General features: G+C 45.7%; 21 protein-coding genes. 15 read left to right on the top strand and 6 right to left on the bottom strand.

Annotated elements, in window-relative coordinates; genetic code table 11:
• Window positions 1–359: 359 nt before the first annotated feature.
• Genes A3G19_RS06440 through A3G19_RS06430 form a run of 3 tightly spaced genes read left to right on the top strand, consistent with a single transcriptional unit; the run spans window position 360 to window position 2,693 of the window.
• Window positions 360–1,061, top strand: a complete 702-nt coding sequence (locus tag A3G19_RS06440; RefSeq protein ID WP_015654740.1) for a Bax inhibitor-1/YccA family protein — start codon at window positions 360–362, stop codon at window positions 1,059–1,061.
• A complete protein-coding gene (locus A3G19_RS06435) occupies window positions 1,051–1,473 on the top strand; it encodes a thiamine-phosphate pyrophosphorylase (RefSeq protein ID WP_294871319.1) in 423 nt (140 codons plus the stop codon). The genes A3G19_RS06440 and A3G19_RS06435 overlap by 11 nt, the downstream gene beginning before the upstream one ends.
• A complete protein-coding gene (locus A3G19_RS06430; RefSeq protein ID WP_294871316.1) occupies window positions 1,470–2,693 on the top strand; it encodes a TIGR03862 family flavoprotein in 1,224 nt (407 codons plus the stop codon). The genes A3G19_RS06435 and A3G19_RS06430 overlap by 4 nt, the downstream gene beginning before the upstream one ends.
• A gap of 22 nt (window positions 2,694–2,715) precedes the next feature.
• On the opposite strand, the gene A3G19_RS06425 is transcribed toward A3G19_RS06430, so the two are convergent.
• From A3G19_RS06425 to A3G19_RS06405, 5 genes are read right to left on the bottom strand one after another with little or no spacing between them, the layout of a single operon-like run.
• Window positions 2,716–3,069 carry a hypothetical protein gene (locus A3G19_RS06425; protein ID WP_015654743.1) on the bottom strand — a complete coding sequence of 118 codons (354 nt, stop codon included), beginning with the start codon at window positions 3,067–3,069 and terminating at the stop codon, window positions 2,716–2,718.
• A 57-nt stretch (window positions 3,070–3,126) separates the two neighbouring features.
• Window positions 3,127–3,816 (bottom strand): methyltransferase domain-containing protein, encoded by a 690-nt coding sequence (locus A3G19_RS06420; RefSeq protein ID WP_294871313.1) that lies wholly within the window; start codon window positions 3,814–3,816, stop codon window positions 3,127–3,129.
• On the bottom strand, window positions 3,813–4,610 hold the full coding sequence (locus tag A3G19_RS06415) for a metal ABC transporter permease (protein ID WP_294871310.1): 798 nt from the start codon (window positions 4,608–4,610) through the stop codon (window positions 3,813–3,815). The genes A3G19_RS06420 and A3G19_RS06415 overlap by 4 nt, the downstream gene beginning before the upstream one ends.
• Before the next feature lie 12 nt (window positions 4,611–4,622).
• Window positions 4,623–5,384 carry a metal ABC transporter ATP-binding protein gene (locus A3G19_RS06410; protein WP_291750907.1) on the bottom strand — a complete coding sequence of 254 codons (762 nt, stop codon included), beginning with the start codon at window positions 5,382–5,384 and terminating at the stop codon, window positions 4,623–4,625.
• Window positions 5,375–6,337 (bottom strand): zinc ABC transporter substrate-binding protein, encoded by a 963-nt coding sequence (locus A3G19_RS06405; RefSeq protein WP_015654747.1) that lies wholly within the window; start codon window positions 6,335–6,337, stop codon window positions 5,375–5,377. The genes A3G19_RS06410 and A3G19_RS06405 overlap by 10 nt, the downstream gene beginning before the upstream one ends.
• 277 nt (window positions 6,338–6,614) lie before the next feature.
• Between A3G19_RS06405 and secG the strand changes: the two genes are divergently transcribed.
• From secG to A3G19_RS06385, 4 genes are all read left to right on the top strand, one after another.
• A complete protein-coding gene (gene secG / locus A3G19_RS06400; protein ID WP_015654748.1) occupies window positions 6,615–6,932 on the top strand; it encodes a preprotein translocase subunit SecG in 318 nt (105 codons plus the stop codon).
• 16 nt (window positions 6,933–6,948) lie between these two features.
• Entirely contained in the window at window positions 6,949–7,506 is a 558-nt protein-coding gene (gene frr / locus A3G19_RS06395) for a ribosome recycling factor (protein ID WP_015654749.1), read from the top strand.
• Between the two features lie 5 nt (window positions 7,507–7,511).
• Entirely contained in the window at window positions 7,512–8,120 is a 609-nt protein-coding gene (gene pyrE / locus A3G19_RS06390; RefSeq protein WP_294871306.1) for an orotate phosphoribosyltransferase, read from the top strand.
• A 100-nt stretch (window positions 8,121–8,220) separates the two neighbouring features.
• Window positions 8,221–8,532: a hypothetical protein gene (locus tag A3G19_RS06385; protein WP_294871303.1), complete on the top strand. Its 312-nt coding sequence runs from the start codon at window positions 8,221–8,223 to the stop codon at window positions 8,530–8,532.
• Here A3G19_RS06385 and A3G19_RS06380 read toward each other — a convergent pair.
• On the bottom strand, window positions 8,529–10,139 hold the full coding sequence (locus A3G19_RS06380; RefSeq protein ID WP_294871301.1) for a cation:proton antiporter: 1,611 nt from the start codon (window positions 10,137–10,139) through the stop codon (window positions 8,529–8,531). The two genes, A3G19_RS06385 and A3G19_RS06380, sit on opposite strands and share 4 nt — an antisense overlap.
• 144 nt (window positions 10,140–10,283) lie before the next feature.
• On the opposite strand from A3G19_RS06380, the gene A3G19_RS06375 reads away from it, so the two are divergent.
• The 8 genes from A3G19_RS06375 to A3G19_RS06340 all read left to right on the top strand — a co-directional run bounded on the left by A3G19_RS06375 (window position 10,284) and on the right by A3G19_RS06340 (window position 18,800).
• The gene (locus A3G19_RS06375; protein ID WP_294871297.1) at window positions 10,284–11,912 is read left to right on the top strand and encodes a CTP synthase; all 1,629 of its coding nucleotides are present in this window, start codon (window positions 10,284–10,286) and stop codon (window positions 11,910–11,912) included.
• Window positions 11,896–13,491 (top strand): single-stranded-DNA-specific exonuclease RecJ, encoded by a 1,596-nt coding sequence (recJ, locus tag A3G19_RS06370; protein WP_294871295.1) that lies wholly within the window; start codon window positions 11,896–11,898, stop codon window positions 13,489–13,491. The genes A3G19_RS06375 and recJ overlap by 17 nt, the downstream gene beginning before the upstream one ends.
• Complete coding sequence (locus tag A3G19_RS06365) at window positions 13,488–13,946, top strand: hypothetical protein (protein WP_294871292.1); 459 nt, start codon at window positions 13,488–13,490, stop codon at window positions 13,944–13,946. Before recJ ends, A3G19_RS06365 begins: the two co-directional genes overlap by 4 nt.
• 6 nt (window positions 13,947–13,952) lie before the next feature.
• Complete coding sequence (locus A3G19_RS06360) at window positions 13,953–14,996, top strand: tetratricopeptide repeat protein (RefSeq protein WP_294871289.1); 1,044 nt, start codon at window positions 13,953–13,955, stop codon at window positions 14,994–14,996.
• Window positions 14,971–15,402: a ribonuclease HI gene (gene rnhA / locus A3G19_RS06355; protein ID WP_294871286.1), complete on the top strand. Its 432-nt coding sequence runs from the start codon at window positions 14,971–14,973 to the stop codon at window positions 15,400–15,402. The genes A3G19_RS06360 and rnhA overlap by 26 nt, the downstream gene beginning before the upstream one ends.
• 127 nt (window positions 15,403–15,529) lie before the next feature.
• Window positions 15,530–16,210 carry a ribonuclease III gene (gene rnc, locus A3G19_RS06350; protein WP_015654758.1) on the top strand — a complete coding sequence of 227 codons (681 nt, stop codon included), beginning with the start codon at window positions 15,530–15,532 and terminating at the stop codon, window positions 16,208–16,210.
• Entirely contained in the window at window positions 16,207–17,280 is a 1,074-nt protein-coding gene (gene aroC / locus A3G19_RS06345) for a chorismate synthase (protein WP_015654759.1), read from the top strand. The genes rnc and aroC overlap by 4 nt, the downstream gene beginning before the upstream one ends.
• A gap of 53 nt (window positions 17,281–17,333) precedes the next feature.
• Window positions 17,334–18,800 (top strand): PhoH family protein, encoded by a 1,467-nt coding sequence (locus A3G19_RS06340; protein ID WP_294871283.1) that lies wholly within the window; start codon window positions 17,334–17,336, stop codon window positions 18,798–18,800.
• The last annotated feature ends 80 nt before the right edge of the window (window positions 18,801–18,880 follow it).

Raw genomic sequence — 18,880 nt, 5'->3', positions numbered from 1 at the left:
AAATAGACGGTTGTTGTATTGTGTTGACATAAGGTCAACGTCTCGAAGACACCGTCTCGAACCGTTTGACCTACTTAGTTTTCAATGATCGCAAACTCAAACTCAACCCTTCTTTTCGAAGCGTCTCATCGTTTGTGGACGGGAATTATAGGGGATTTAGTCTTAGATGTCAAGAGGTTTTCGAGCAAATAGGCAAAATATGTCAAAAAGTTTTTATTTTCTATTTTGAACCCTTAAAAATGTAACATTTCTACCCATTTTCTCCCTCTAAACTCCTCTATTTATCTTTATAATCAAATGAACGGTTAATCAAACTCTTGTATAATCACTTTTGTAAAATCCCTTATAAGGAAAAAGCTATGGCTTTATATGATCGCGAATACGCACGAGAAGGTGCTTTTGGTTACGAGAGCGCTCACCGCAGTGAGGCGCAGATCGTTTCGTTTGTTAAAGATACGTATAAACTGTTCGCCGCTTCAATGATGGCAGGCGCAGTCGGTGCATACGTTGGTGTTCCTCTAGCTGGAGCAATCGCTAATTATTTTTGGCCTTTGTTTGCTTTGGAAATCGGTTTCCTCATCGGTTTACATTTTGTCAAACATAAACCCGGTATTAATTTAGCGGTTATGTTTGGGTTTGTCTTTATGACCGGTTTGATGTTAGCACCATTATTGGCACGCACCCTGGGAATGAATGGCGGGGCAACCATTATCGGTAATGCATTTGCCATGACCTCTGTCGTTTTTGGTGCTATGAGTTTTTATGCTATCAAAACTACTAAAGACTTTACCAGTTACGGTAAACCGTTAATGATTGCAATGTTGGTGATTATTGGTTTTTCAATTTTAAATATCTTCCTTGGTAATCCAATCTTGCACGTTGCTATTTCAGGCGTGGTTGTAATACTGTTTAGCATCATGGTTATTTATGATACGCAGAACATTATGAATGGAAACTACGAGACTCCTATCGACGGTGCCCTTGCGTTGTATCTCGATTTTCTCAATATCTTTACCGCATTGCTCCAACTCTTCGGAATTTTCGGAAGCAATGACGAATAATCAACTTCCCCCGGAACTTCTCCGGGTGGTAGATGCCAATACAAACCGCCTCAAAGAGGGTATCCGTGTGATTGAGGATATAGCGCGCTATGTTCACAATGACAAGGAGCTCTCCACTTCACTCAAAAATCTCCGCCATCAATGCCGGATCGAACCTCTCGAAGCACTCCTCGCCTCACGCGACAGCGTTAATGATGTCTTGCGTCCAACAATGCAAAGCGAAATGAACCGTACCGATCTACGATCCATACTAATAGCTAACTATAAAAGAGCTCAGGAATCTTCCAGGGTTTTAGAAGAGCTGTATAAGATAGTGGAACCTGCTTTGAGCGAGCGATTTAAGAATATCCGCTACGAACTCTATACATTAGAAAAGAAAAACCTTTTAGACCACAGTAACGGGTCTCGTTGAAACCTAAACGAATCGTCATTATCGGAGCAGGACCCGCCGGATTGATGGCAGCGGATGTTTTATCTGCAGCAGGGATAAGTGTCGATATTTACGAGGCGAAACCTTCTGTAGGTCGGAAATTCCTCATGGCGGGCAAGGGTGGGTTAAATATTACCCACAGCGAACCGATGGATGATTTTATCGGTCGCTATGATCAAAGCGATTGGCTGAAGCCTATGATTAGAGCATTTGATGCTACTATGATTAGAGGATGGATGGAGAGTTTGGGGGTCGATTCGTTCGTCGGGACATCGGGGAGAGTTTTCCCCACCGAGATGAAAGCCGCACCGCTGTTACGGCGGTGGCTCTCTTCGTTAAAAAAACGGGAGGTTCGCGTTCATTGTCGCCATTATTGGAAAGGCTTTAGAGATGAATGCTCTTTAGTGTTTGAGTGCCCGGAGGGTGAAGTAGTCGTAAAAGCCGATGCAACGATTTTAGCTTTGGGCGGCGGAAGCTGGGGCAGTTTAGGCTCGGATGGAGCGTGGGTCACTATTTTGGCGGCTCAAGGGGTAACCATTAATCCGCTACTGCCCTCAAACTGTGGATTTAAATCAACATGGTCCCCCTTCTTGCAGCCCCATTTAGGGAAAGCGTTAAAAAATATCTCGGGATGGGTTAAAGGAGCCGAAGAGAGTATCAGTTCCTCCGAAGCTGTTTTAACAACCTACGGTATTGAGGGGGGATTGGTCTATGCGCTGTCGCGTCCATTACGCGAAGAAATGATGGCGCATGGCTCGGCAATCCTCTATTTAGACCTTTTGCCTCATATAAGTGAAGCTGCTTTGGTATCACGACTCACCTCATCTACAAAACAATCACTTGACAACACATGGCGCAAAGCGGGTTTGGAGGGGGTTAAAGCGGCACTCATTCGTGAAGGGTTAGCCAAAAATCGATGGTCTGACCCCCTCAGCGTTGCGGCATATGTAAAGAAATATCCCATTACCCTCATGGGAATGCAACCCATAGAGGAAGCCATTAGCACGGCAGGAGGGGTGATGCGTGAAGCACTGGACGAGGATCTTATGCTCCACGCTCTTCCGAATATCTTTTGTGCAGGTGAAATGCTCGATTGGGATGCACCAACCGGTGGTTATCTCTTAACCGGATGTTTTGCCAGTGGAGTATTCGCGGCCAAAAGTGTTTTAAAAATGGTGGGTGGAGAAAAAATACGTTTCTGAATCAGTGACGACACTCATCCGATTAAGCATGTTCTTGTTGTTTTTGGTACTCATCGGATACGTGCAAAGTAGCACACGGCTCCAAAAGACCATACAGTTCCATCTCACGCCCACTTACGTGGCGGACAATCCCTCCTTCAGCATCGATAAATACGAAAATCTCATTTTTATGTTCATTTTTTTTGATATGGTGAGAAAAAATAACATACTCTGCCCGTGAGAGCTCAGGAATATGTTCTGCTAAGGTAATAAATTTTTCACACTCTTTGTCAATCTTTTTAATCTCTAAAAATTCCGACTGAATCGCTTCCGCCAAAACGCTTTGAAGCTTTGGAATAACATCTTTGAGATTATCATATTTTTCTATACCGTGCATTTGTATATCCTCCACTAATTATGAGGTTATAGTATAACGGATAAGAGTAAAAAAAGATTAACTTTTTAAAATAAATAATACTTCAAATTCTAAATAATTAAGCGGATAAAATTCCATTAACTGCTTTGTTTGTGCATAGTTAAGAACGCGACGCCCACCACTCACTCCGCTTCGTTTGATATAGCGAAACATCTCCCGTACCGAATCAAACTCCAACGTTGTATGAAGTACTTCAAATCGTGCGTCCATATATTTTTCAGCCATAGCTATGACCTCATCGCTAGAGCGTAACAACGGAGTAACCCCCGCACATTCGTGAAGGGTTTTAAAGGTTCCTGAAGTGAAAATAGCCAGCGAAATGGGGGTATTGAGCGATGCTAGGGATTTTAACACACTCTCCAGATCATCCGCCCACTGCAATGCTGAAGCGGAGTAAATATGCTCAAAGCACTCAGCACTTAACGTTTCAAATAATGCCGGATCGTTAAAATCGCCCAAGATCAACTCAACATTGGGTGATAAGGGGTGATGTTCTAACATCTGTGCGGAAAAATCGATGCCGACAAAATGTTCAACCTCCCAATCAATCAGCGAATAAAGGGTTCCGTTCCCGCATCCCAAATCCACTATCTGCTTTGGCTGATTAGGGGTGGAGGCAATCAGTTTTTTGGCAACGAGGCGTTGAATTACATTACGACTGCCATATTCTGCAGCGTAGCGGGAAAACTCATGACACGCACTACTCATCGACGATTAACCACCAAGGCAATGATAAAGATAACAAGAAGAGATAAGACAATAGCGGCACCGCTGGGAAGTGAAAAAAGATACGAAGCACTGAGTCCGATCACCACCGAAATGAGGGCTATCGCGATAGAAAGGAGCGTGGTCGGATAAAAACCCATGCCGAAACGGATTGCGGCAACCGGAGGAATCACCATCAATGCGCCGATAAGAAGCGTCCCAACCACCCGAATCGATAGGGCGATGATCACGGCTATAACACTCACGAGCATAAAGTTTAGTAACGTAACACGGATACCCCCCGCACGGGCAACATCCTCATCAAAAGCGATAAAATAGAGTTCTTTGAAGAAAGTGAGCAGCAGTGCCATCGCCAAGGAGCCGAAAATCCCCATCACCCACAAATCCTGAGTGCTTACTGAGAGGATGGAGCCAAAAAGATAGCTAAAAAGGGAGGCATTAAACGATCCTGCCAGCGAGACAATAACAATGGCAAGGGCAAGTGAGCCTGATAGAAATATAGCAAGTATCGAATCCGAATACATCCCATGAACACTGCGCAGATATTCGATCATCCATGATGCAAGCAGTGATGCAACAACCGCTATCCACAACGGGCTCATCCCAAATAATAGTCCTATTGCCACACCGACTAACGATACGTGTGCCAAAGTTTCGCTGAGCAATGAATAACGGCGAAGAACGATAAAAGAACCGCTGAGTGCCGCTAAAACCGCTATCATCAATCCCGCGATAAACGCCCGCTGCATAAAGGGGTAATTAAACATTTCCAACATTCGTTACCCCCTTCAATGATTATGACACACAACGTGTGCCGGTGTGCCGTAGAGCCGGCTCATCTCATCACATCGGATCATTTCAGCAGGATTTTTGGAAACGAGCAGTGTTTGGTTGACAAACAAGACGCGGGTAATATCCTCGGCAATTACTCCGATATCGTGAGTAATAAAGAGGATAGACATTTTTTTGGTACGGTTAAGGGTACGGAGCAGTTCGTAAAAACGGTGCTGGGATTCAACATCAACCCCCGTGTTGGGCTCATCAACAATCAATACATCCGGGTTAGAAGCAAGTGCGCGAGCGATCATCACTCGCTGGCGCTGACCGCCGGAGAGGTTACCGATCAGACGATCCGATAAATCCTGCACCCCCATCAACTCCATCGCCTCACTAATCGAGGCTTTATCTTCGTCCGATTCAAATCCCAAAATTCCCCTCACGGCGTATCGACCCATCCCAACCACTTCACGCACCGTTGCCGGAAAAGTGCTGTCCACCAAAGCGGAACGCTGAGGAACATAGCCGATACGGTTCCAGTCTCGAAAGCGATTTTGAGCCATTCCGAAAAGTTTAATCGCACCCGATGTCGGTTTTTCGAGGCCCAACAAAAGACGGACAAGGGTTGTTTTCCCTCCGCCGTTAGGGCCGATAATGGCACAATATTCCCCCGGAAGAATTTGAAATGTTGCCCCTTTGAGGACAAGATTGCCCTGTCGCTCAAAATTGAGGCTGTTCACTTCGAAAAGACTCGGGGAAAATTTCAACGGCACTCCATAGCTTCACGTAATTTTTTTAGGTTCTCTCGCATTATCGAGAGATACGTTTGATGCGATTTTAACTCATCTTGGCTAATATTTTCCAGCGGTTGGAGGGAGAGCGCCTTCGCCCCCGTTTCGCGTGCAATGGTTTGAGAGACGTTATCGTTGATCATCTCTTCAAAAAAGATCGTTTTCATCCCGTATTTTTTAACTACTTCGACCACATGGGCTACCGTCTGTGCGCTCGGCTGCTCATCACTGGACAATCCGATAACAGACACATTTTCCAACTTATTGGCATTTGCCAAATAACCGAATGCGTCGTGATTTGAGATAAGGGCACGATTTTTACACTCCGCCAAGCCTGTTGTGTATTCTAATTTGAGTTTTTGGAGTTCGGTAATATAGGCACGTGCATTGTGATGAAAATACTCCGCTTTGAGAGGGGCAAGTTTTGAGAATTGTGTATCCAATGTTTGGGTCATTTTGATCATATTGTCGATATCGAGCCAATAGTGAGGGTCAGACGCTCCGTGATCATGAGTCTCTTCCCCCTCATGTTCTGCTTCATCGTGGTGATCTTCTTTGCTTTTCATCAAAGTCATATAGTGGCTCATGTCGATAACCTGCGTCGTTTCAGGGAGGGTGTTTATCAGATTTTCGGCCCATGTCTCAAATCCTGCACCGTTATAGATAAACAACGCCGCACCTGAAATCTCGGCAACCTGAGTCGGATTAGGAGAAAACATATGAGCATCGCTCCCCAACGGAACAATGGAACGGATATCAAGAGCATCACCGGCAACAGCATTGGCAACTTCGAACAGAGAAAAGGTACTGACAGAGACAACCGCTTTAACGTCGCCTGTACTCTCCTTTTTCTGAGGCTTTGGAGAAAAAAAACTCATCCCTATAACGATTGCAACAATAATACCGCCAAACACTATCAGTCGTTTTGTATCCATTAATTTGACTCTCATTTATAGTAATTTTTATTCACTCTCTTAAAGAAAATTGATCGCTAATCTAAAATTGCGTAAAGATAAAGTAATAGGCTACCGTTGAGACAACGATTGCAATGGCATAGGCTACTTTTTTCTTGTGGGGACATTTTTTGCACATAACCGTTTTCCTTTTTGTAAAAAGGGTATTTTAATCCTAATCGGTTTAAAAAAGAGCTTCATCACCCTCTAATCAACACTGTGCTATAATCGCGAACTTTTTTATTATTTAAGGATTAACATGACAGGTATTCTGCTCATCGTGCAAATTGTACTCGTAGTAATGATCACTATCGCCGTACTTTTGCAAAAAAGCTCCAGCATCGGCTTGGGAGCATACAGCGGTTCTAACGAATCAGTTTTCGGGGCTAAAGGACCGGGGAGCTTTTTGGCTAAAGTGACCTTTTTCCTCGGATTTGTTTTTGTGGTGAACACAATCGCATTGGGTTATTTCTACGCTCAACAAAAAAATGCTTCGGTTGTCGACGCTATGGTTGAGACGACTGAGGTTGCCGCACCTACGATCGATATCGTAAACGATACCAATATTACCAAATAAGACGAAGGGGAATTTCATGTTAAACGAAGTGTATCAATTTTGCGAAGAAAAAATGCAAGGAAGCTGTGAGCATCTTCTCAGCAACTTCCGCACACTCCGCACCGGACGTGTCACCACTAAAATCTTGGATAATGTTCGCGTTGACAACTACGGTTCGCTGACTCCTATCGATCAAGCCGCAAGTGTTCTTGCTACCGATGCTACGACTATTACGATCTCTCCGTGGGATAAATCGATGCTCTCAGTGATCGAAAAAGCGATCATGAAAGCCGATATCGGAGTCAATCCGAACAATAACGGAACCGATATCAAACTTTTCTTCCCTGCGATGACCGTAGATCAGCGTCACGATACCGCGAAAAAAGCACGTGGAATGGCGGAAGATGCAAAAGTTGCCGTACGTAATGACCGCAAAAAAGCAAACGATAAAATCAAAGTACTCGAAAAAGATAAATTGGTAACCGCCGATGAGTCCAAAGGGGCTCAGGATAAAGTCCAAAAGATCACCGATAAATTTATCGCCAAAATCGAAGAATTGCTCAAAAGTAAAGAGCAAGACATCTTGACGGTATAACCCTAATGGATATCAAACAAATCTATCTCGATGCAAGCGCAATGCTTGAAGGGCATTTTAAACTCAGCTCGGGCAATCACTCTGCGTATTACCTACAATCGGCAAAAGTGTTGGAGCAACCTCGCACCGCAAAGCTTCTCGCGGATGCGCTAGCCGCCAATATTCAAAAAAACGGGATCGAAATTGATACCGTTTGTGCTCCGGCACTCGGCGGACTCATCGCAGGATTTGCTCTTGCGACAGCACTCGATAAACGTTCGATTTTTGCAGAGCGTGTCAATGGTGAAATGCAGATTCGTCGCGGTTTTGAAATCACTCCGGGTGAGAAAGTCCTCATCTGTGAAGATATCATCACCACCGGCGGATCTGCTATGGAAGCGGCAAAGGCTATCGAAGCCCTCGGCGGTGTCGTGGTAGGTTTCGCAGCCCTCGCTAACCGTGGGTTTTGCAAACGTGACGGAAGCGCCTTGGAGCGTAAAACCAACTGTGCTTTACCTGCGGATAAACCTCTTTTCGCCCTCGCTGATTTCGATTTTGAGATGTATGCACCGGAAAATTGCCCATTGTGTGCGGATGGTTCTGAAGCGATCAAACCCGGTTCTCGAGGAAATTAACATTATGTACGCAAGCGTGCATGGGGGCTCTCTGCCGAAGAGAACTCAGCGTTAGCGTAGCCACGTGGGCTTTGCTCGCGTGGCGTATCCAAGGAAAAAAATGAACAATACCGATAATTTCAAAGTCGATATGGAGCACCTCCAAAAGGTACAGCGAACCCTTCGTAAAGCGGGAAATATTTTCCCCAATGAAAAAGAGTTGGTTGCAACTTTGGAAGATTTAATTATCAAAGCCCAAGACGACACCTCTCTCAACACCTACTACCATATGGCACAGTATCTCAAACAACGCCTAAAAGAACTCAAAAGCCAACTCGATCAGCCTCTCGAAGCGGTCGATACTGCAATAGAAGATTTAGAGTGGTCGATACGCTATCTTCAATGGCTCGTCACTGAACAAAAACCCGCTTAAATACTACAATAAAGCGCTTCGCTGACCAAGCGTGCCGCCACTTCTCTCTTTCCATCGATCGTGATGGAGATGGGAAGTCCTCGAAGGGCACGCTTTTCTTCTAAACTAATCACTTTAACTACCAGTTTCACATTCGGCGCATAACGGATAATCGTTTCACAAATAAGTCTCTTTTTATCCAAATTATCGAGCGTGACGATAACACTTACCGACTCTTTGGTACACAATTTATCCAAAATAGCGCTTTTAGACATATCCCCAAAATAGACCTCTTGCCCATCACGAAGCGCCTCTTCGACGTGTTTATAGCTGTTGTCGGCAACAACGTAATCGACCCCCTCGGCCTTCAATGCTTTAGCCACGAATTTTCCCACAACCCCGTAGCCGCAGACGATAACATGATTTTTACGTCCGGGCAACATGGCAAACGTTTCGGTAACGCTGATATCTTTGAAAAAATAGCTGCTGATCTTCGACAAATTTGCCAAAATTATAGGGGTAGCTACAATCGATAAGACAATGACCAATACCAAAATCTGAGAAAGTTCATCGGGAATAAGCTTGTTATTTCCCGCAAGTGCAAAAATTGCAAAGGAGAACTCTCCGACCTGCGAAAGGGCAATAGCGGTTTTAAACGCGATTTTGGCTTGGGAATAGATACGGATAACTCCATAAATAATTATCGCCTTAACGATCAAAACCCCCAAGAGAATCATCATAATCTCAGACAAATGGGTTACAAACAGTGCCAAATCGATCTTCATCCCGACCGTAACAAAAAAGGTTCCGAGCAATAAATCTTTAAACGGTGCGATATCGGATTCAACTTTATGGTGATAACGGGTTTCAGCAATAATCATCCCCGCGACAAATGCCCCAAGAGAGTAGGTAAATCCGGCATACGAAGCTAACAGGGAAGAAGCCACAACAATAACCAAAACCGAACCCATAAACAGTTCGTCCACTTCACTCGAAGAGGAGAAATGGAGCAACCATGTCATCATTCTCTTGCCTACGATAAACAACAATCCTACAATGACCAACGCACTGATCGCCGTTTGAAGTAATACATCACTGATATCTTTACCGTTTGAGCTTAAAAATCCGATCAAGATTAAGATCGGGATAACGGCAATATCTTGAAAAATCAAAATCCCGGTCGACTTTTGGCCATAGGGACGGGCAATCTCTTTGGTCGATTTGAGATAACTCAAAACGACTGCGGTCGAAGAGAGCGACAATGCCATCGAAATAATCAATGCCGTTTCTAATGAAATTCCGAATACTCCGTACGCAAAAGAAAAAAAGATGCCCGCAGAGAGAAGAACTTGAAGCGAACCGTTAAAAAAGACATCGGTTTTCATCGTTGAAAGGCGTTGCAACGACACTTCCAGTCCGATCGTAAACATCAAAAAAACCACACCGAATTCGGCAATCATCTCTAAGGTATGCGAATCGGCCATGTGACGCAAATCGAATCCGTACGCAACCGTCACACCGGTCAAAATGTAACCGATAATCGGCGAAATTCCAAATCGCTTGAGGACAAGATTGACAACAATCGACATTCCTAAAGCTATTGTGATGTAATAAAGTACCGATTCCACTAATTTCCAATTTGTCAAACATTTTTATAAGTCTTAAAAGTATATAATACGTTCCTTAAGAAGAGCGGCAATTTGTCGACGTTTTGGATCACCACGACCCATTTAACCCCATCGTAAAAACGCTAATAGCTAAGGAATGATTCAATGACCAAATATATTTTTGTAACCGGCGGAGTTCTGAGTTCACTCGGAAAAGGGATTACGGCAGCCAGTATCGGTGCACTGCTCAAACACTCCGGCAAACAAGTCGGAATGCTCAAAATCGATCCGTATATCAACGTTGACCCGGGAACCATGAGCCCACTGGAACACGGTGAAGTATTCGTAACCCAAGACGGTGCCGAAACGGATTTGGACATTGGAAACTACGAACGTTTTCTCGACGCATCTTTTTTACGCACCAGCAATTTCACGACGGGTCAAGTCTACAGCTCGGTTATTGAACGTGAGCGCAGCGGCGGGTATTTGGGGCAGACGATTCAGGTTGTTCCTCATATCGTCGGAGAAATTGTTGATCGTATTAAAAAAGCCGGTGAGGGGCATGAGATTCTTGTTGTTGAGCTCGGCGGTACCGTCGGAGACATCGAGGGATTGCCGTTTATGGAAGCGATTCGCACCATGAAACACGATGACGAGGTAGAAGGGACATTTTTCATCCACGTTACCCTCATCCCGTTCATCAAAGCGGCCGGTGAGCACAAAAGTAAACCGACCCAGCACTCAGTTCAGGAGCTTCGTCGTATCGGAATCACCCCACAGATGATTATCGCCCGTAGTGAAGAAAAACTCCCAAGAACCTTTAAAAAGAAACTTGCCCTCGCCTGTGATGTCAGCTCGGACAGTATCATCGAAGCAATGGATGAGCAAACCATTTATGCAGTACCATTGAGCTTTTTACAACAAAACATCCTTGCCCCGATCGCTAAAGAGCTCGGTCTTGGAGAACTTAAACCCGATATGGAACAGTGGGATTCATTGGTCAAAAAGATCGTCTCTCCAAAACACCATGTTACCATCGGATTTGTCGGTAAATATCTGGAACTCAAAGAGTCGTATAAATCGCTCATCGAAGCGTTTATCCATTCGGGAGCGCATCTCGATACCCGCGTAGCGATCAACTGGATTGACAGTGAAAAAATCGAAACGCAAGGGGCAGAAGCACTGTTGCGCGACTGTGATTCGGTTCTCGTTGCCGGCGGTTTCGGTAACCGTGGAGTTGAAGGGAAAATCGAAGCAATTCGCTACGCCCGTGAAAATAAAATCCCGTATTTGGGAATCTGTTTGGGGATGCAGCTCTCCATCGTCGAATACGCACGCAATGTCTTAGGCTATGCCGATGCCAATTCCATCGAGTTTAACCCGAAGACGACCCATCCAATGATTTATCTAATCGATAATTTCATCGACCAATCAGGTGAAACACAGCTACGGACCCACCATTCACCGATGGGAGGAACACTCCGTCTGGGCGAATACCCGTGTGAAACCAAAGAGGGGTCAAACCTTCGTACTGCCTATAACGGCGAAACCCTGATTTATGAGCGCCACCGTCACCGTTACGAAGCCAATCCGACCTATCGCGAAGCACTCGAAGCGGCTGGAATGGTCGTTACCGGTGAATCGCATGGTTTGATCGAAGCGGTTGAGATTCCAAATCATCCATGGTTTTTGGGGGTACAATTTCATCCTGAATTCACCTCTCGTCTCCAAAGTCCGAATGCCTCCATCCTCGGATTTGTGAAAGCAACCTTCGCGCATGTCAACCCTGCCTGAGGTACCCCTTCTCGATCATACCTCTCTAGGGAGTTTTTTAGCGCGTCGTTTTGAGGCGCAGAGCGAGAAACTCTCCGATATACCCCACCCCAATAATCTCAAAGATGCCCAAAAAGGGGCCGAGCGGATTGCTCGTGCTATCCGTAACAACGAGCGTATCGCTCTGGTCGGCGATTACGATGTGGATGGCGTCACCTCGACCGCCATCGTCAAACGTTTTTTCGATCTCATCCCCTACCCACTGACTACCACCATACCAAACCGCTTTAGTGATGGGTATGGGGTCTCTAAAAATGTACTCGAGCGTCTCGATGCGGATGTCATCTTTACCGTCGACAACGGGATCAATGCCATAGAAGCCGCAGAAGTGTGCAGGTTACGAGGAATCGATCTGATCATAACCGATCACCACACCCCTGGTGACATCCTCCCGGACGCTTATGCCATTATCAACCCGAAACAGCATGATTGTCCCTATCCGTTTAAAGAGATATGCGGCGCACAAGTGGGTTGGCTGCTCATGGGGCTAGTCAAACAAGAACTAAACCTTACCATCGATATGCGTCAGTTTTTCCCCTTTCTCGCTCTCGCCATTATCGCCGATGTCATGCCGCTCGTAGGGATCAATCGTGCCATTGTCAAAACGGGGCTAGAGATGATGCAAACGTCATCCCTCTCTCCGTTTCTCCTTATACGTGATTTTCTAAACCGCTCCAATGTCTCCTCTGAAGATATCGCATTTCAAATCGCTCCGCGCATCAACTCAGCAGGACGGCTCGAAGATGCTTCAATCGCTTTGGATTTTCTCTTGGCCGATACCAGTGAGAGAGCATACCATCAGTTCGAACTTCTCAGTGCCCTCAATACCCTGCGCAAAGAGACCGAAGCGCAAAACACCGCCGAAGCAATGGACCATGTAAACCGTGATGATTCAATCATTGTCGTAGCCGGTGAGCACTGGAACGAAGGGGTCGTCGGGATCGTGGCATCACGCCTCGTCAACCATTTTCAAAAACCTGCCATCGTCCTTAGTATTCACAACGGTATTGCCAAAGGCTCCGGTCGAAGCATCGGTAATGTCGATCTCTATACCCTCATCAAATCCCAAGAGAAACATCTGCAAAAATTCGGCGGTCACAAAATGGCGGCAGGACTTTCGATGAGCAGTGATACGGTAACCGCATTTCGTCTTGGGATCAATGAAGCGGCAAAAAGTGTTAATCCTTCTGATTTCATTCCCCACAATGAGATCGTCGGTGAGCTGGAACATGAGATGATCAATTTTCAGCTTTTAGAGCTGTTGGAGCAATTCGAACCCTACGGTGAGGGAAATCCCCGCCCGAGGTTTCTGATCCGTGAGGCCGATGTTGTAACCGTAAAACTGTTCGGTAGTGACCAATCGCACAGCCGCATTGAACTCCGTCCCTCTGCTGTGAGTCCAAAAACACTCGAACTGATCGCATTTCGGCGAACACTCGAATACCCTGAAACTAAAAAAATGTCGTGCAGCTATACAGTGAATAAAAATGAATGGAACGGACGTGTCTCCCTCCAACTGATGGTGGAGAGAGTCTTTTGATAACACGTACCCTTTTACTCGCTTTTTTACTCATCGGATGCAACAGCACTAATAATGCCCTCCCCTATCCGCTCACCATCAGTGAAGAGGGACTCGGTGCGATCCATCCCGATACCCCATTCCAGCAAATCAGTACTTCTTTGCACGGGTTTGAGTTTGAAAAACTGAGTCAAATTTCCCCGCAATCCCCCGAGATTATCTATCAGATGAAACGGGGGGATGGACTCATCGCCCAAATCGTGTCCGATGCTTCCGGTAAAAAAATCGCCGCAATCCATATCCTCAGCCCGCAGATTAAAAACAAACAGAACCTCGGACTGGGTGATCCATTGCCCCAAGCCAAAACTCTGACATGCCCTAATGCCCTTTGTTCTTATGATAATGAGCCCTCAGTACACTACCGGATCGATCCAAAATCACGAACCATTCTCGAAATAACCTTTCAAAAGCTATAATACGTCATGGACACTTTTTTTATTGAATTTCGCGATCCCCTTTTCGGTGTTGTCGTTTTTTTTATCCTCCTCTTTATTCTCTCGTTTTTGAGCTATTGGTGGGGGCGATACAAAACATCCCGAGAGCATCGTGATCTCGAATCATTTTTAGGAAAATTCGAATCGCTTGAAGAAGAGGCAAAACTCTCTGAGCAAGTGCAGAGCAACTCCCTCACCAGCGAATCGTGGCTTTTACTGGCGCAAAGCTTTGAGCATCAAGGGAACTATGAAAAGAGCGTTGAAATCTATCACGCCCTCCTCTCAAAAAATCGTGATCCCATCTTTCAAAAAGACGCTTTGCTATTGTTAGGAAAAAGTTTTTTCAAAGCAGGATTTTTAGAACGTTCCCGTCAGAGTTTTCTCCAAATTCTAAGCAATGCACCCAGAACACCCCAAGCACTCCATTTTTTAGTCCTCATCTATGAACAACTTCAGCAATACGATAAAGCGCTAGAAGTCATGGAGTCCCTACAAGAACTCTCACCCGAAACGATCAATGAAAAATTCTATTTGGAATGCAAACTTCTCATTAGCGATCACCGTATCAGTATCGATGAAAAAGCGCACCGGTTGATTGCATTTTACGAAACCCATCACTGTTTAGGGTATATGGTGTATGAATGGCTTTTTGCGTATCGTCCGCTTTTGGCGTGGAAACATTTCGATCAATCCCTCAGCGAACGGCTCAGCGATGTATTGTGGCGTGTAGGGGATGAACATCTCGATTTGGATATAATTGCAAGCAACACCTATCTGCGTGAGCTTTTCAGTGCAAAAAGCTCAGTAGAGCTGGCAGAGGGAAGCTCGATTTTCGAGCTTGACACTCTGATTGCGTTACGCCGCTGCGGTGCAGGAAAAGCAACACTGGAATTTGAATATACGTGTGATGCGTGTAACCAAATCTCGTTTTTACCGTTTCACCGCTGTCCTCACTGTCATGCGATTGATACCGTACAAAACATAATGAATCTCTCAAAGGAACGGTTTGAAGAAAATAACTCTCTTCAGTGATGGCTCGGCATTGGGTAATCCCGGACCGGGGGGATTTGGAGCGATTCTGCGCTACGGCGATAAAGAACGGATTATTAGCGGCGGGGAAGAGCATACGACGAATAATCGAATGGAACTCCTCGGGGTGATCGAAGGTCTTCGTGCGATCAAAGAACCGTGCGATGTCACCGTAATCTCCGATTCGAGCTATGTGATCCGAGGGATTAACGAGTGGCTGGAGGGATGGATAAAACGGAACTTTGCCAAAGTCAAAAACCCCGATCTCTGGCAAGAATATATCAAAGTCTCTAGAGGCCACCGTATCAACGGCGTGTGGGTTCGAGGACATAACGGTCATCCCGAAAATGAGCAATGTGACCAAATCGCCCGCGAAGAGGCGGAAAAGTATAAAAACACTTTAAAATAGAAGCACGCAAGCGTGCGTGGGCTCTCTGCCGAAGAGAACTCAGCGTTAGCGTAGGATGGGGGGCTTTGCTCCCAATCCGTGTTAAAATGATGAAAGCGGAAAAATTTAAAAAAGGATTAAATCACTAATGGATAACTTAACCACCCTGCAAGAACGCTTAGGGTACACATTTCAAAACAAAGAGCTCCTTATTGAAGCGCTGACGCATAAAAGCTACAAACAGCCCTACAATAATGAGCGCTTGGAGTTTTTGGGAGATGCGGTACTCGATCTCATCGTCGGTGAATACCTCTATAGCAAATTTCGCGGATACGACGAGGGGAAACTCTCAAAAATGCGCGCATCACTCGTCAACGAAGAGGGTTTTACCGCTCTCGCCCTCCACTTGGATCTTGGAGGATATATCTATCTCTCCAATGCCGAAGAGAACAACAGCGGTCGAACCAAAAGCTCACTCCTCTCGAATGCGTTTGAAGCACTCATGGGGGCAATCTACCTCGAAACCGGTTTGGGCAAAGTGCAGGAGATTACCATTGATCTCCTCGAACACGTTCATCCTGATATTTCGCTCGATTCACTCTTTAAAGACTATAAAACTTCTCTCCAAGAGCTGACCCAAGCCCATTACGGAACCACTCCCGAATATCAGCTCATCGCCGCTCACGGCCCCGATCATAAAAAAGAGTTTGAAGTCGCCGTTATCATCGACGGCAAGCGATACGCCTCCGCTCAGGGAAAAAGTAAAAAACAAGCCCAGCAAGAGGCGGCGCAAATCGCCCTTGAGATGCTGTCAAAGGAGCTCAAATGAATCGGTTTGGTGAACGTTTTACCATAACAACATTCGGCGAATCCCACGGCAAAGCGATCGGCTGTGTTCTCGACGGTGTCCCTGCCGGACTCGAAATCGATGAAGCGTTTATTCAAAGCGAACTCGATCGCCGCAAACCGGGGCAGAACGAGTTTGCTACCGCACGCAAAGAAGAGGATAAAGTTGAGATCCTCAGCGGCGTATTCGAAGGATTTAGCACCGGAACACCGATAGCGATGGTGATCTACAACACCGACCAAAAGAGCGGTGATTACAGCAATGTCAAAGATATTTTTCGTCCGGGTCATGCAGACTTTACCTATTTTCACAAATACGGTCTCCGCGACTATCGCGGCGGCGGACGCTCATCAGCACGCGAAACGGCGGCGCGCGTTGCGGGAGGAGCGATTGCGAAACTCATGCTCCGTTCTTTGGGGATCGAGTTTGCCAGCGGTATCAGTGCTATCCACGGCATCGAGGCACAAAGTCTGGATTTCTCGTATCCAAAAAACAGCCCTATCTATGCCCTTGACGCGAGCGTAGAAGAGGCTCAAAAAGCGGCAATTTTAACGGCTAAAAATGCTCATGATTCGGTCGGAGGCGTTGCTACGGTCAAAATTTCACATCTTCCTATCGGCTTAGGACAGGGGCTTTATTACAAACTCGATGCAGTGTTGGCAGAGGCAATGATGGGAATCAATGCCGTCAAAGCGGTCGAAATCGGCGAGGGAATTCACAGTGCTGAACTCCTCGCCAGCCAAAATAACGACCCAATCACTCCAGACGGTTTTAAAACCAATCACTCCGGTGGCATTTTAGGGGGGATGAGCAACGGGGATGATGTCATCTTGCGCGTTCACTTCAAACCGACCCCGTCGATTTTCATCGACCAAGAAAGTATCGATACCCATAATGAGTCTATCAATGTCTCTCTCAAAGGTCGTCATGATCCCTGCGTCGCTGTACGCGGTTCTGTCGTTGCCGAATCCATGGCGGCACTTGTCGTTGCCGATATGCTACTGCTCAACATGGGTTCAACAATGAACGGCGTAAAAAACTACTACGTATAAATATTTAAGCTTTCTTTCACTACCATAAAGAATTCCTATAAAAAGGGTTCTTTGTGCTGAGTACGACTCAAAACTGCTATCTCCTTGACACTTCCGTTATTTTAGATGATCCCACCAACATTTTACGAATCAGTGATGAAAATCACAACGGTATCGTTATCACTAACATCGTTTTGGCTGAACTCAACAGTAAAAAAGACGATATGCGCTCCGAAGCGGGCTTTCAGGCTCGGGAATTTTTCCGCCTTGCTGATGCTGCATGGGGCGAGCCGATCAGTTTTATAGAGCTTCCTGAGTGTGTTCGCAAGCATGTTGATATGGATGCATGTAAAAATGACCGTTACTACCGGTTAGCCCTCAATTATGATCGCTCCCTCCACGGAGGTGAGGCGAATCTCATCGACCTCTTTATCGTCCACCGTGAAAATTACCGTATATCTCACAATTTTTCAGAGCCGAAAGGGATCAACGATGCCAAAATCGGTGAAATTGCCGATGATTACGACCTCACCCTCCTTAGCAATGATATGTCGTTTCGTATTGCCGCAGAAATTCGGGGTATCCGTACCCAGAGTATCCGCAACAGCAGTGTCGAAGCACCGGAACAAATCGATTTTACTTACACGTATGAGTATGAAGAGACTCCGGCAATCCCTGAGGGTATCGAACACCATAATTTTGACCAAATCACTTTTGTCCAAAAGGCACTCAGCACCACCTCTGAGATGTATGAAACGGGAATCCAACGTCACGCATTCAGCTTCAATAACCAAATCGAGTGGTGTGATTTCGATCGACGTTTCGGGGAACACTTCAACGAAGAGTTTGTCCGTCCTCTGAATCTGGAGCAAAAGTTTTATTATGCGATGATGACCCATCCGCAAAACTATGTTAGCGTTGTCTCCGGTTCAACCGGATCGGGAAAAACCCTCGTTGCCCTCCAAGCTGGGCTGGAACTGGTCGAAGAGGGAATTGTAGAGGGGATCGTCTATGCCCGTAATACCGTGACTTCGAACGATCAGCAAGCGGAACTTGGATTTCGAAAAGGGGATGAGGAGCAAAAGCTCGGCTTTTTCATGTATCCCCTTTATGCTGCCGTCAACTTTACGATTGAGCACCAAAGCAAACGCTCCATCGATGCACGCGTCGAGTATACCGGCAATACAAACTCGGTGAAACGGGAAAACGCCACTGAAGTGTTTATGAAAAAATACAATATCGAGGTCATGGATATCGCCCATATGCGCGGTACTACCATCTCACGTAAGTTTGTTATTATCGACGAAGCACAAAACATGACCAATGCCACTCTCAAACTGATTGGAACCCGCATGGGAGATGAAACACGCCTCGTGGTCATGGGTGATCCGGGACAAATCGACCATCCGTTCCTCTCCAAACGCCGTAATGCATTGGTAAGTTTGCTCAATAAAGCACAGCACAACAACTTTATTGCAGGGATTCAGTTGCGACATACGATCCGTAGTCAGGTTGCGGATTGGTTTGATAAAAATTTCTAATAACATAAAAAAATGTAAAATACACTGTATTATTTAAGTTTCTTTCTGTTAATATTTGCGCAGCCAATTTATTGGACTAT

This window comes from Sulfuricurvum sp. RIFCSPLOWO2_12_FULL_43_24 (genome assembly GCF_001829605.1).
GTDB lineage: Bacteria > Campylobacterota > Campylobacteria > Campylobacterales > Sulfurimonadaceae > Sulfuricurvum.
This window is presented reverse-complemented; position numbering and strand designations above follow the sequence as displayed.

Excerpts from the sequence above, each read along its gene's own strand:
- A3G19_RS06440 (WP_015654740.1), top strand. The coding sequence starts at position 360 with ATGGCTTTATATGATCGCGAATACGCACGAGAAGGTGCTTTTGGTTAC.
- A3G19_RS06435 (WP_294871319.1), top strand. The coding sequence starts at position 1,051 with ATGACGAATAATCAACTTCCCCCGGAACTTCTCCGGGTGGTAGATGCC.
- A3G19_RS06425 (WP_015654743.1), bottom strand. The coding sequence starts at position 3,069 with ATGCACGGTATAGAAAAATATGATAATCTCAAAGATGTTATTCCAAAG.
- A3G19_RS06420 (WP_294871313.1), bottom strand. The coding sequence starts at position 3,816 with ATGAGTAGTGCGTGTCATGAGTTTTCCCGCTACGCTGCAGAATATGGC.
- A3G19_RS06415 (WP_294871310.1), bottom strand. The coding sequence starts at position 4,610 with ATGTTGGAAATGTTTAATTACCCCTTTATGCAGCGGGCGTTTATCGCG.
- A3G19_RS06405 (WP_015654747.1), bottom strand. The coding sequence starts at position 6,337 with ATGGATACAAAACGACTGATAGTGTTTGGCGGTATTATTGTTGCAATC.
- secG (WP_015654748.1), top strand. The coding sequence starts at position 6,615 with ATGACAGGTATTCTGCTCATCGTGCAAATTGTACTCGTAGTAATGATC.
- frr (WP_015654749.1), top strand. The coding sequence starts at position 6,949 with ATGTTAAACGAAGTGTATCAATTTTGCGAAGAAAAAATGCAAGGAAGC.
- pyrE (WP_294871306.1), top strand. The coding sequence starts at position 7,512 with ATGGATATCAAACAAATCTATCTCGATGCAAGCGCAATGCTTGAAGGG.
- A3G19_RS06385 (WP_294871303.1), top strand. The coding sequence starts at position 8,221 with ATGAACAATACCGATAATTTCAAAGTCGATATGGAGCACCTCCAAAAG.
- A3G19_RS06375 (WP_294871297.1), top strand. The coding sequence starts at position 10,284 with ATGACCAAATATATTTTTGTAACCGGCGGAGTTCTGAGTTCACTCGGA.
- recJ (WP_294871295.1), top strand. The coding sequence starts at position 11,896 with ATGTCAACCCTGCCTGAGGTACCCCTTCTCGATCATACCTCTCTAGGG.
- A3G19_RS06360 (WP_294871289.1), top strand. The coding sequence starts at position 13,953 with ATGGACACTTTTTTTATTGAATTTCGCGATCCCCTTTTCGGTGTTGTC.
- rnc (WP_015654758.1), top strand. The coding sequence starts at position 15,530 with ATGGATAACTTAACCACCCTGCAAGAACGCTTAGGGTACACATTTCAA.
- aroC (WP_015654759.1), top strand. The coding sequence starts at position 16,207 with ATGAATCGGTTTGGTGAACGTTTTACCATAACAACATTCGGCGAATCC.